General features: G+C 39.0%; 11 protein-coding genes. 5 read left to right on the top strand and 6 right to left on the bottom strand.

The annotated features are described in order from the left end of the window. Nucleotides 1–56: 56 nt before the first annotated feature. Both C7B62_RS20960 and C7B62_RS20955 read right to left on the bottom strand, forming a co-directional pair. Nucleotides 57–1,304, bottom strand: coding sequence for an FAD-dependent hydroxylase (locus C7B62_RS20960; RefSeq protein WP_106241856.1), 1,248 nt, complete (start codon nucleotides 1,302–1,304; stop codon nucleotides 57–59). Nucleotides 1,305–1,459: 155 nt separating this feature from the next. Next, entirely contained in the window at nucleotides 1,460–4,267 is a 2,808-nt protein-coding gene (locus C7B62_RS20955; protein ID WP_106241853.1) for a GAF domain-containing protein, read from the bottom strand. A 542-nt stretch (nucleotides 4,268–4,809) separates the two neighbouring features. Here C7B62_RS20955 and C7B62_RS26315 point away from each other — a divergent pair. From C7B62_RS26315 to C7B62_RS20940, 4 genes are all read left to right on the top strand, one after another. Next, complete coding sequence (locus C7B62_RS26315; protein WP_199194306.1) at nucleotides 4,810–4,983, top strand: hypothetical protein; 174 nt, start codon at nucleotides 4,810–4,812, stop codon at nucleotides 4,981–4,983. 72 nt (nucleotides 4,984–5,055) lie between these two features. Further along, nucleotides 5,056–6,174 carry a DUF1611 domain-containing protein gene (locus C7B62_RS20950; protein WP_106241850.1) on the top strand — a complete coding sequence of 373 codons (1,119 nt, stop codon included), beginning with the start codon at nucleotides 5,056–5,058 and terminating at the stop codon, nucleotides 6,172–6,174. Nucleotides 6,175–6,194: 20 nt separating this feature from the next. Beyond that, entirely contained in the window at nucleotides 6,195–7,277 is a 1,083-nt protein-coding gene (locus tag C7B62_RS20945; protein ID WP_106241846.1) for an alanine/ornithine racemase family PLP-dependent enzyme, read from the top strand. Nucleotides 7,278–7,294: 17 nt separating this feature from the next. Further along, nucleotides 7,295–7,510: a DUF3134 family protein gene (locus C7B62_RS20940; protein ID WP_199194304.1), complete on the top strand. Its 216-nt coding sequence runs from the start codon at nucleotides 7,295–7,297 to the stop codon at nucleotides 7,508–7,510. A gap of 251 nt (nucleotides 7,511–7,761) precedes the next feature. Here C7B62_RS20940 and C7B62_RS20935 read toward each other — a convergent pair whose 3' ends face one another. The 4 genes from C7B62_RS20935 to rplU all read right to left on the bottom strand — a co-directional run bounded on the left by C7B62_RS20935 (nucleotide 7,762) and on the right by rplU (nucleotide 10,512). After that, entirely contained in the window at nucleotides 7,762–8,994 is a 1,233-nt protein-coding gene (locus C7B62_RS20935; protein WP_106241839.1) for a DUF4912 domain-containing protein, read from the bottom strand. Between the two features lie 322 nt (nucleotides 8,995–9,316). Continuing rightward, complete coding sequence (locus C7B62_RS20930) at nucleotides 9,317–9,670, bottom strand: hypothetical protein (protein ID WP_106241833.1); 354 nt, start codon at nucleotides 9,668–9,670, stop codon at nucleotides 9,317–9,319. 153 nt (nucleotides 9,671–9,823) lie between these two features. Beyond that, the gene (gene rpmA, locus C7B62_RS20925) at nucleotides 9,824–10,093 is read right to left on the bottom strand and encodes a 50S ribosomal protein L27 (protein ID WP_106241830.1); all 270 of its coding nucleotides are present in this window, start codon (nucleotides 10,091–10,093) and stop codon (nucleotides 9,824–9,826) included. Nucleotides 10,094–10,143: 50 nt separating this feature from the next. Next, nucleotides 10,144–10,512 carry a 50S ribosomal protein L21 gene (gene rplU, locus C7B62_RS20920; RefSeq protein WP_106241826.1) on the bottom strand — a complete coding sequence of 123 codons (369 nt, stop codon included), beginning with the start codon at nucleotides 10,510–10,512 and terminating at the stop codon, nucleotides 10,144–10,146. A 601-nt stretch (nucleotides 10,513–11,113) separates the two neighbouring features. Here rplU and C7B62_RS20915 point away from each other — a divergent pair. Further along, the gene (locus C7B62_RS20915) at nucleotides 11,114–11,947 is read left to right on the top strand and encodes a hypothetical protein (RefSeq protein WP_146132158.1); all 834 of its coding nucleotides are present in this window, start codon (nucleotides 11,114–11,116) and stop codon (nucleotides 11,945–11,947) included. The last annotated feature ends 273 nt before the right edge of the window (nucleotides 11,948–12,220 follow it).

Here is a 12,220-nt window from a genome sequence, read left to right as displayed (position 1 = left end):
TCATTGCTCATTGCTCATTGCTCATTGCTCATTGCTCATTGCTCATTGCTCATTGCTCATTGCTCATTGCTCATTGCCAACTTTGGCTTTCTACCTAATAATCCTGTCATCAGTCTTAAGGCAAAAATTCTCAGGGGCTTAAGATAGCTCATCATCCAGAGTCCTAAACGACGCACCATCACCACTGGCAGCCAGTTATTGGAAAACAATCGATCTAATAAATCTGTAAAACCTAAAATTGCTAAATTCTCCAGCTTGCGCCAGTTTTCATAGCGTTTGAGAACTTTAACTGTACCAATATCTTGTGTTTGCTGATGAGCGGCTTGTAAGATCTGCGCCAAACTAGCAGCATCGCGAATACCCATATTTAAACCCTGTCCACCAACGGGATGACAACAGTGAGCAGCATCGCCAATCAGAGCCAAGCGAGACTTAATATAGCGATCGCACTGCATTAGCTGCACGGGAAACACTTGCCGCTGACTCACTAATTCTAACTCGCCTAACACACTACCGGTATAGGTTTGGAGTTTAGCCAAAAAAGCTGACTCATCTAATTCGGCTAAAGCCTGAGCATCAGCATGGGGGTTTGTCCAGACAATCTGGCAGCGGTTTCCTGGCAAGGGCAACACTCCCATCGGGCCACTGGGCCAAAAACGTTCAAAGGCGGTATTATTTTCAGGGGCAGTATGTTTAATGGTAAAAGCGACACAGGATTGCCAGTATTTCCAACCGCGAGTTTTAATGCCTGCCAAACTACGGATATGCGATCGCGCTCCGTCTGCACCTACCACTAACTTGGTTTTAATTAGGCGTTTTTCGCCGTTCACCTTAACTTCAACCTTTGAAATACTCTTATCTGTCTTGACGTTAGCTACCTCTGCTGGGCAAAGCCAAGTAAGGTTAGGACAATCAGCCAAATATTTATGTAGCGCTGTAATAACTACATTGTGTTGCGCCACATAACCCAAATGTTCTCCAGGTAAATCTTGAGTTTCAAAACTTACTTTTTGCGAGTAATCGGCATCACTCAGACTAATATGCTGATATTTGCCAATATGCGGAAATATATCTTGCCAAATGCCAATCCCTTCGTAAATACGACTCGATAAGGGAGAAAAAGCGTAAGCTTGAGTCTTCTGAGCTGTAACTTCTGGTGATCTAGCCTCGATCAAAATAATTTTTAAGCCAGAATCTTTGAGTGCTGCTGCTAAAGTCGTTCCCACAATCCCTCCGCCGACAATTACCAGATCGCAATCGAGGCTACAAGAATCTGCTTGAATAGTTTCTGGTTGTGCTAACATGCTGCGGATTTTAAACAATTGACCATAAAAATATCAAAAATATCTGAGTATAAATACTTTCTTCTATTGTGACGCGATCGGCATTTTAGAACAAGGGAAATTTGGCAACAGCATAAGATATATCAGCAACAAGAACGCTTAGTTGGTTTTAATATTTAATTGATTCCATCTTTCAATTCACTCAAGGATGTAATTATGGCTAAAGATTGTTGAGCAATTCGCTGGGTAATATTGGTTATGTCAGCAACTGAATTTTGAGCAAAGGTTGAACCTTGTATTTGAGTGTCCAAAGAATTAGAAATATTGCTAATTAGGTTACTCAATTCGCGATTTAAACCGACAACTTGCTCTAACTTCTGACTAGCAGTTTGAAAATCCTCAACTCCGCTCATCAGTTGTTCTGTTTCTGAGGCAAAAGTAGCTGTTTTGTTAGTAATTTCTGTTTTTATGCTAGTAAATAAGGGATCGATTTTAGCTGTAGCCTCAAATAGCTCTTGCATCAGAGCAAAAATCTGATCGGCAAGTTCAACTACAGAATCTTGATTACTGACTTCCATCTGACCAAGATTTACAGATCTAGTCATCTTCATTGACTGTTGGGCTAATTGCTTACTCAAATCTTTGATCTGCTCGATATTTTCTGCAAAATTTTGACAAGAATTATTGAGAGTTGCAAATTCCTCAGTAACATTTTCCACTGTACGTTGAATATTTGAACTGTTGTTGACTGCACGCTTTAGAATTTCCTGAGTGTTTTGCGTATATTGTTCTACCTTTTCTAATAGTTGAGCATTGTCGAGAGCTAAACCTACTTGGGTAGCAATCTGAGTCATCCAGCGAATTTCTGACTGTTGCCATTGACGAGTATCAGAACATTGATGAGCGACTAACAAACCTAATAGTTTTTCTTGATGAATGATTGGTGTCACTAGATTTGCCTTAACTTCCAATTTTGCCAATTGCTCCACGTAACACTGGCTCATCCCTGCTGCGTAAATATTATCCCAAGCGCGTACTCTCCCGTCGCGATACTGCTCAAGATATCTAGCTTCAAAACAGGGATCTTTAATGATTCTTCCGAACGCTCTCGTCCAGCCATGAACTACGGATTCGGCGACAATCTTACCATAACTATCTCGATCCAAAGCATAGACCACAACGCGATCGCAATTTAAAATTCTCCGTACTTCTCGCACACTAGCTTGGAGAATATCTTCTTGTTTTAGGGATTGGCGAATTTGCTGCACCACATCGGTAAAATACCCAGTCCACATTTTTTCTGCTTCTGCTTGCTGACGTAAGCGTTGGGCATCAGCTAATAATTGGGCATTATCAAGAGCAAAACCGATTTGCACAGCAATTTGAGTTAACCACAGAATTTCTGATTGCTCCCATTGACGAGGGTTAGAACATTGATGAACAACCAATAAACCAAATAGCTTACCTTCGATCATGATAGGCACGATCAGATTAGCTTTAACCTCAAGCTGCTCTAGTTGCTGAATATAACACCCGCTCATCCCTGCTTCGTAAATATTGTTCCAAGCCGTAACTCTACCGTCACGATATTTTTTGAGATATTTGGCTTCAAAACAAGGATCTTGGATGACCATTCCTACTGTTTTTTTCCAGCCAGAAGAAACAGATTCCGCCACGATTTTGCCATAAACTTTTTGATGCAGAGAGTAAATGACAACGCGATCGCAATTTAAAATTCGATGTACTTCCCGAACACTTGCTTGCAGAATATCTCTAATTTTGAAAGATTGGCGAATCTGTTGTAGCACATCGGTAAAATGCTTGAGCCACTCGTTTTCTTGTTTAACCTGCATGGGAACTGAAACATCAGCTAATTGTGTTGGCTGATTTCTTTGAGAAATTCTTGTGTATTCGGGCATATTACCTATATAATTTGCAATTTGAGTAATCCAATCAATTTCTGGCTGTTGCCAACTGCGAATATCTGAACATTGATGAGCGATCAATAGCCCAAATAGCTGACTTTCCTGAGCAATCGGGGCTACTAAGCCTGCTTTAACATCCAAAGCTTCCAACTGTTCTCGATACCAGCTAGGAGCGTCTTCCTCTTGAGTATTGTTCCAAACACGGACTTTCCCATTGCGATCCTCTTCTAAATATTGAGCAGTAAAGGGAGAGTTTGCTGCGGAGCGATCTAGCACTTTAGCCCAGCCATTAGCAACAGATTCGGCTACTACCACACCATAATTAGCAACATTGAGACTATAAATTAGAACGCGATCGCAATTAAGTAGCTGACGTATATCTGCGACGATAGTTTTCAGCAGATCTTTTGGTGCTGGTTCAGTTAGTTTGCTTTTAATCTCAGCAAGCAATTTATAGTTATTTTTTTCTTGCTGCTGGAGAACTCGGTTTTTATCGTAGCTGGTATTTGCTGGGGAATTATGGTGAGTATGATTATCTGCTTTAGAATTGAATAGGTTTAAATCGTTTGATTCGTGATCGTGGGCGATTTTTGCCATAGCTTCTCCTGCTGCACTTGCTTTTGCTGCCAATAAGTCAGCTGTTTGTTCAGCCCATGGCTGATGTTGCCAACACTGATGTGCAACCAAGAAAGCCAATAATTTGTTGTTAACGTGAATTGGAGCAACCGCGACACTTTTAACCCCTAACTTTTCTAGTTCTTGTAAGTGGCTTTTACTAGTATTTAAGGCGTAAATATTGTCTATAGTTAAGGACATACCGTAACAGTACATCTCTAGATAGTCTCCTGTTAAAAAAGGATCGTTGATCGCTTTACCCAAGATAGAATTACAGTTTTCATCAACTGATTCCGCTAAAACTTTCGCCCTCGGTAAATCAGTAGCATCATAGATAAAAACGCGATCGCACCTGAGAATTTTCCTAGCGGTTTGAACAGTATCTTTAAAAATCTGTTTGAGATTTTGATACTGAATTTTTTGTCGTTCCAAGTCTTGACTCATTAATTATCAATAGCTGATTTAATCATTAACAAATATTGGAGGAAATTTATTGATAAAATTTATAAATTTGTATCTAGTTATATTTACATAGCATTAATGTTTAAAAGTATACAGTTAAATTAAACTAAAAGAGCGATCGCTCTCAACCTGCTCAAATTATATTAATGATTAATAAGAGTTGTGTCTCAATCTCATTTGTCTAGAGTTCCAGGTTATGATCACAATGTTAAGAAATATTTTCGGAGTCTTGACTAAATTCATAAATTTATCTCCGAATTTAATTCTCTACAGTATCTAAATTAAAGAGAGATTTTATGTCAATTTATCTGACTGTCTTTTCTTTCCCTTAGCTGGGCTTGTTTTGTCGCGACCCAATTGCCTCAACAGTCAAGCAGAAGAAAAGACACGATTAAACGCCTTAAAGCGAACTAAAAACATTTGGCTTGTAAACCTGAAAAATCGACCAGAATTGTGGATTCAGCTACAATTTTTTCCTAATTCTAAAATCTGAGCTAAATGCTAATAAAAATTAGGTTTTAACAATGCAAGTTTTATTTAATCGATCTTCTCAACGACTTGCTCAATCAAAAACTAGCATCTTTGTGATGGGTAGACTTGTCTGTCCTTGCTGCTCATACATCTTGCTTCGTCATCTAAGTTCGGAAGACATTTACTGGCACTGTAGCTACTGTCATCAGGCAATGCCAGCTTTCTAAGCATTTACTCATAATTTTGCTCAGGTTGCGAAATTATTCAATTAACTAATTAATCAAGGAAAATAATATTTAATGTTAATCGCTAAAAAAACAGCTTTGATTTACTGTGAAAATCAATTTGGTCTAATGGACGGTAAAACCGCAGCAGGGTTAGTTCGACACTCGGATACTTATAGCATTGTCGGCGTCATCGATAGTTCCTTAGCCGGTGAAGATGCAGGAGAGCAATTAGATCAACGAAAAAACAATATTCCTATTTTTGCTAACTTACAGTTAGCTTTAGATCGATTATTAGACATTCCCGATTGCTACATTTATGGCAAAGCTCCTTTAAATGCGACTATATCGGCTGCTGAAAGAGCCTTGATTTTGGAAGCTATGACCAAAGGAATGGATATCATTAATGGTCTACATGAGTTTTTTTCTGAAGATGCTGAGTTCAGCGAGATGGCCATGCGGTGTGGAGTTAAAATTCAAGACATTAGGAAACCACCTAAATTAAAAGATCTTCATGTCTTTACTGGTCAAATATCCCAAGTAAATGTTCCAGTAATTGCTGTTTTAGGTACTGATTGCGCCTGCGGAAAAATGACTACCGCAGTGGAATTAAATAAAGCCTTAAACAATTTAGGCATCAAATCGGTATTAGTTGCCACAGGTCAAACGGGCTTAATGCAAGGGGCAACTTATGGTGTATCCATCGATGCTTTGGTGTCTCAATTTGTCATTGGCGAAATAGAAAATGCCGTTGTTCAAGCCTTTGAACGAGAAAATCCCGATATTATTTTAGTAGAAGGGCAAAGTGCCGTCTCTCATCCCGCTTTTATGAGTTCTGTAGGCATTCTAAAAGGATGTATGCCCGATGGCGTTATCTTACAACATCCTCCAAGCAGGAAATTCCGCTGCGATTTTCCCCTGCTACCAATGCCCAGTATTGTCAGTGAAATTCGTCTAATTAAAGCAATTTCTCAAGCTCAGGTAATTGCGATCGCTTTAAGTCACGAAAATTTAACCGAAACAGAAGTTCAGAAAACTATTAAAAGCTATGAAGACCGTCTTTTGTTACCCACTACAGATGTTTTGACCTATGGCTGTGCCAAAATAATTCGTGCTTTATACAATCTTTTTCCTGCTCTTGATCGGCAAAACCAAAGAAATTCCCAGACTCCTCCTCTATTAACCAAAGGGTAGACGTTAAACGTTGTCATAATATGAATGCGTTTATGCCCAGAATCGAAATTACTCTATCTCAAATAGAGCATAATGCTCGGACACTCAGCGAACTTTACGGACAACAAGGAATTTCTTTAATGGGTGTCTCTAAAGCCGTATTGGGAGAACCCTTAATTGCCGAGGCGATGATTCGGGGAGGTGTCAAGTTTATTGCCGACTCTCGGTTAGAAAATATTCAAAGGATGAGAAATGCGAGAATATCGGCTCAGTTTGTTCTACTCCGCACTGCCCCCAGTCAAGCAGAATCGGTTATTGAAAGTGTCGATATTAGCCTCAATACAGAACTGGACACCCTGGAAAAGCTGAACTATTACGCAGCTTGCCGAAATAAAATTCATCAAATAATTTTAATGGTGGAAATGGGTGACTTGCGAGAAGGGATAATGCCCGATGATATTTTCCTGTTCATTAAACAAGTTCTGGACTTACCCCAGCTCAAAATTATTGGACTCGGTTGTAATTTGGCTTGTTATGGAGGCATCAAGCCTGACGAGCAAAAAATGCGCCAATTATCAGCATTAACCGACGCGGTGGAAAAGAGATTTCAAATTAGCTTACCCTTAATTTCTGGAGGAAACTCGGCGAACTATGAATGGTATAAATCCACCAAAAACGTTGGACGAATTAATAATTTGCGCTTGGGAGAATCGATTCTCTTGGGCTGTGAAACTGTTCAAGGTCAAGCTATTCCCAAATTACATACCAATGCTTTTAAATTAATTGCCGAAGTTATTGAATCGAAAGTAAAGCCTTCTCTACCCTTTGGGGAAATTGGTCGGGATGCTTTCGGTAATATTCCTGTTTTTCGCTCAACGTATCCGAAGGGCGATCGCGATCGCCACAGAAGAGCAATTGTTGCTTTGGGTAAGCAGGACACTCTGATATCTGGTTTAAGTCCAAATCAAGATCTGAAAATACTGGGATCTAGTAGCGATCACCTGCTTCTCGACTGCAAAAACTCTTATTTAAAGGTGGGAGTAGGCGTAAATTTCAACCTCGACTACGGAAGTCTTTTGACGGCAATGACTTCGCCTTTTATCAAAAAGCAATTTATTCAATAACACTTAAAGCAACAATCATGGCTAAAAAATATCACAACCCCGCACTACAACAAGAACCGATAGGTGAACCCGCAGCGATTATTGCCCCCAGAGAAAATGAATCTCTTTTTAGATGGATTAAAAGTACTGGTCGATTTATGCCTCATCAATCAGATAAATTTCACGATCGCCAGGAAACAGATGAACTGGAGGATATTCTAGACCAAGACGAAGAAGTAGATCCCGAAGAATAACTGTTGTCTTAAGCTATCTATTAATCTGTTTATCTTTCTTTTGATACTAAATTCGCTTGGAAAAGGTGATGAAATCAGAATAAATAATACTTGTTACTCGTTACTCAATTTTTTAAGTAACCTATGTGAAACGGATTTAGTATAAGTCCTTTGTCGCCCACCCCGCGAGGAAAAACTACTAAAAAACCGAGGTGCAATTGTTGCACCTCGGCTTCTCTATGTTTGCAGATATAGCTTAGATACCCAACAGATTAAGCAAACCATTCTTCAACGGCTTCAGCTTTAGTATTGGTGTTGCGAGAAGGAGTTTCACGCTCAAAGTTCATGTGAATGGAACGAGTTTGTTCTCCGTCGATCGCTACTGCCTTAATGGGATAATCAATCACACCATCTTGGAAAGACATTTGGAAACGGAATGTACCGTCAGAGTTGAGTTGGATTTTGCGATCGCCAATTGTTACCGTAGCATCAGGTTCAGTTGCACCATAAACAATCAATTCAGCATCGGCAACGAGCCAAAACTTACGGGGACGAGCCTCGGCTAAACTTCCCGAGAAACCAGCCCCAGACATATTTTGACCAGAAGCGGTGGGTATAGCCCACATGCCTACCCCTGAAGGAAAGACATAGGAACTTACTGCTGCTTCGGGAGTTTGCTGCATTGAGCCGAATAATGAGCCAGCCATCCGCATTGATTCAGTTTCTTTAGTCATACCAAAGACAGCATCATCAAGGCGATCTCCACCCCCTAAAGCCGTAGTTTCTGCACTCAGGGCTTGCTTCTTGGCAGGAGGAACTAAATTATACAGAGTGTTACCCTGAAGACCATCTTCCCAATTGACTGTGATAAAGGCATCTTCAATCCAGTCGGAAGGATAGACAGGAGGGATACTCACGGTAGCTGAACGAGCCAAGACTAACCAACGTCCATCAGCACAACGGTAGCCAATATCTGCTACATAATCGCGATCGCTAACGGGAATTGGTAAATACCATTCTCTTGCCATTTCATCACACAGATATTCCTGAACGCTGTGAGGTGCTTGATGATTAAGATCAACGTCGGTAACGTCATAAATACGAATTGCCAGTTGCTGTCCACCCTGACGACGTAACTCTTCTTTGTGATCGTTAGGGACATCCCAGTAAGCATAAGCCCACTGTGGGTCACGAGGCATCAGCATGATCCGGCTTTCGCCATAACCGTCAGGAAGTTCTCCTAAATCCTGGTCTACCGAAGCAAGAGTTTCCATCATATCTTCTTCCTGACCGACTTCAAATTTCGTCCCTTTCACTTGTTCCTCCTGCATATCTGATGAATCCTGAGAAAATCTTTCCTGTTCTGTGTTTTTAATTGCTTCTCTAATAGAAGTTAGCAGTTGCGACTTACGCATTCTGCTATATCGGGATATTTTATATTCGCTGGCAACTTTCCTTAGCTGCCTTAGAGTCATTTCTTCTAGTGGTGGTCGTTCTTTTGCCATTAACTTACAGCCCCTGATTAATTAGACGTTGTTTAGCTGCTGGCAGCCATCTATAAGAGTCAGTAAAAGGTTTTACTCCTTTGTCTTCATCTTTTAACCTTAATTATTCCGCGTCTATTTAAATTATTTTTATGATGTGTACGAGTGTGGGAAAGGTTTTAACCACTTGAATCTGTTATAGCAAGAAAATCTGCTTGGGGATCAAGTTATTACTAGGTACTTTGGTTATTTTACGAGTTTATTGGATTCTAAAGGGATATTTGTCATAATATCATGACAAATATCTAAGCTCTGGGATCAGTAATGTCATCAAATCATGATCTTAGAGCCGAAACCGATAATCATCAGTATCTGATGCGGGAAAATCATGAATTTTTTGCACGGGATTAGCAGGATTTTGTTCTCTTTGCTCTATTATTTTTTCTTGTTCTAGCTGATCTGGTTTTTTAGTCATACCAAATTTATGGAGCAAATAATATGCACCAATACCTAGAACTGCTCCCACTGCCAAACCAAAAACAATTAGCTTAATAAAAATGCTCTCAAGCTGTTTTTTGCGCACAGCAACACTTTCTGCGGATATATTGGCATCAATGTTATCCAAGTTTGGATCTGAACTATTATTTTGAGCATTTTGAGATTGATCTTGGTTGAAATCATCTTGTGGCTGAAACATTAAGAGTACAATCCTCAATTTAATTAGAGTATTAGAGTATTAGACTTACTGATTGTCTTACTTAATTTAGCCAAAGCACAAAAAAACACCCACCAAGGTGAGTGCTTTGTGTTTAAATCTTAAATCAAATAAAATTTAATGCTGGTAAAAATTCTAGACTGCGCTTTGAGCGATAGGATAAACGCTTACTTTCTTTTGGCTTCTAGTTCTATACTCAAATTTCACTTCGCCGTGAATCAAAGCATATAAGGTGTCATCATTACCCCGACCAACATTGTTACCTGGATATACGCTAGTTCCTCTTTGACGAACTAAAATGCTGCCAGCAGTAACTTCTTCACCACCATAACGCTTGACACCCAAACGTTTAGAGTTAGAATCACGACCGTTACGTGTACTACCCGTTCCCTTCTTATGAGCCATGTTTTTTCCTTTGCTGTAATATCTAAATTTAGATTGTAGTTAAAAATTTGCTATTCTGCTGCTGCTGCTGCTGTTTCTGTTTCTACTTGAGCAACCACTGAACCATTTATACTAATCGAATTGATCATTAAGCGAGTCAATTCTTGGCGGTGACCACGCTTTTTACGAGTTTTCTTTTTGGGCTGCATTTTGTAGACAATTACTTTTTTGCCTCGTCTGTGACGCATCACCGTACCTTCCACGGTAGCACCTTCAACATAGGGACGACCCACGTTCACTTCGTTGTCATTGTTAACTAATAAAACTTTGTCGATGGTATAACCCGATTCAGGTTCGGCATCTAGTAAATTGATGTCATAAAAACGACCTGGTTCAACTATGATTTGCGTTCCGCCTATTTCTACAATTGCGTAAGTCATAAAATTTCTCTCTTCTAAGATTGCCGTAAGGGTAGTCAAGCAAAAGTAGAAATCAACCAGAGGTTAATCATGTCAATTTCTTAATTTCGCCCTGACATTTTAATGTTTAACCCGCTCCGAGCAAGTTATGTGATGCCCAATCTCTAATCATCTTGATTTTTTTGAATTTTGTCAAGCAAATTTTACTGATGATTATTTTAAAATGGCTTGGAAAACCCTAGTTAAAGTGTTCTTATACTAGCTAATAACTACAATCAAGCCAAAAAATAAAATAAATATAATATTTACTTAGAAATTTACTTTATTCAACTAAATTACATTTTATTAATTGATCTAAAATCTCTTTTAAGTATTTACATTTACGTATATACCGAGTACCATTTATTGGTCATTAGTAGACAGCATTTATGAAAGACTGTCTCAGTCTTTTATGTTTATTACTATAATTTAGTTTCAATTCATACTTATGTATTTTATTAATATTTTAGAGGAGCTAAATAGACAGCTTTCTTACAGATTTACTTGCTCAAAAATAGGGCTGAAGCTAGAAAAATACTATCAATATTTTATAACAGTTAGGGGAAACTATAGATGGTTATTGATGTTTCTTATAGCTAGATTGCCTTTGGGGCGAAAATTGGGTGAATTATTATATAGCGATCGCGACATAACACAAAAGCAAAATTATTATGGGAAAAAAGTATCATCAATTTTCAAAGATATAGATTCGGAAATAGCGGTAAAATTAATTAAAAAAGATGGCTATTATTTGGGATTGCAGCTTTCTCAGTCAATCTTAAAAGAAATTTTAGAATATGCGCATACTGCAAATATTAGCATTGATGGCAAGCGTGGTTTTGAATTTAAGTATAGTGACAAAAATCAGGCTACCAAGCAATATAATTATCAAATTATTACTGCTAACTATTTAGCAGTTAACTCTGAATGTTTAGCTATGCAGAAGCTAAATAATGATCCAAAACTGAGAGAAATTGCGACAAAATATTTAGGAAAAGAACCTGTCTTAGTTCGTAGTCAAATGGGCTGGACTTTTGTTGGCAGCAAACAAGCCTATGCCCAAAAAGGAGAAATTGGTATCCCAACGCTTCGATTTCACTATGATTTAGATGATTATCGCGCTCTCAAATTTTTCTTTTATCTGACAGACGTAGACTCCTTGAGTGGTTCTCATCGCTGTGTTGCGGGTAGCCATAAAAAACGTAAATTGTTGCACTATCTTGTTAGAAGTCAATCCGATCAAAAAATTGCCGACTACTACGGTTTGGAAAGTATAGTTAATATTTGTGGTCGAGCAGGATTTGGCTTTGCAGAAGATCCTTTTTGTTTTCATCGTGGCTCACCGCCAATTACTGCACCTCGACTAATGATTCAGCTAGAATTTGCCCTTAATAATTACGGGATGTGGAAGCTTTAGGAATGTGAGTTCGGAAAGTCCGATCTAAATCTTAAATTTTCTGGATCGGACTTATTGTTAATTGGTTTTATTTACCCTGTTGTGGCAAACAGAATAGCTAAGAACTTGAGCGTTGCTGAATTCAGGTATGAAATCGATAGAGTTACTGTTGGCAGCTATTAGCTTTTAAGACATCTCTATTAATAAGGATTTTTTTTCATCTGACTCCTCCCGTGGAGACCCCCGCTAAAACCGAGGCGGGTGTATTGAGCGCAGCGAATACCGCCTCGGTTT

The sequence above is a fragment of the Pleurocapsa sp. CCALA 161 genome (assembly GCF_003003995.1).
In the GTDB taxonomy this organism is placed as follows: domain Bacteria; phylum Cyanobacteriota; class Cyanobacteriia; order Cyanobacteriales; family Xenococcaceae; genus Waterburya.
The sequence above is the reverse complement of the archived record's forward strand: the minus strand, read 5'-3'. Positions and strand labels throughout refer to the sequence as shown.

Bases quoted from the DNA above. Each gene is read 5' to 3' on its own strand.
- rplU (WP_106241826.1), bottom strand. From the start codon at position 10,512: ATGACTTACGCAATTGTAGAAATAGGCGGAACGCAAATCATAGTTGAA.
- C7B62_RS20935 (WP_106241839.1), bottom strand. From the start codon at position 8,994: ATGGCAAAAGAACGACCACCACTAGAAGAAATGACTCTAAGGCAGCTA.
- C7B62_RS20960 (WP_106241856.1), bottom strand. From the start codon at position 1,304: ATGTTAGCACAACCAGAAACTATTCAAGCAGATTCTTGTAGCCTCGAT.
- C7B62_RS20950 (WP_106241850.1), top strand. From the start codon at position 5,056: ATGTTAATCGCTAAAAAAACAGCTTTGATTTACTGTGAAAATCAATTT.
- C7B62_RS20940 (WP_199194304.1), top strand. From the start codon at position 7,295: ATGGCTAAAAAATATCACAACCCCGCACTACAACAAGAACCGATAGGT.
- rpmA (WP_106241830.1), bottom strand. From the start codon at position 10,093: ATGGCTCATAAGAAGGGAACGGGTAGTACACGTAACGGTCGTGATTCT.
- C7B62_RS20930 (WP_106241833.1), bottom strand. From the start codon at position 9,670: ATGTTTCAGCCACAAGATGATTTCAACCAAGATCAATCTCAAAATGCT.
- C7B62_RS20945 (WP_106241846.1), top strand. From the start codon at position 6,195: ATGAATGCGTTTATGCCCAGAATCGAAATTACTCTATCTCAAATAGAG.
- C7B62_RS26315 (WP_199194306.1), top strand. From the start codon at position 4,810: ATGCAAGTTTTATTTAATCGATCTTCTCAACGACTTGCTCAATCAAAA.
- C7B62_RS20955 (WP_106241853.1), bottom strand. From the start codon at position 4,267: ATGAGTCAAGACTTGGAACGACAAAAAATTCAGTATCAAAATCTCAAA.
- C7B62_RS20915 (WP_146132158.1), top strand. From the start codon at position 11,114: ATGTTTCTTATAGCTAGATTGCCTTTGGGGCGAAAATTGGGTGAATTA.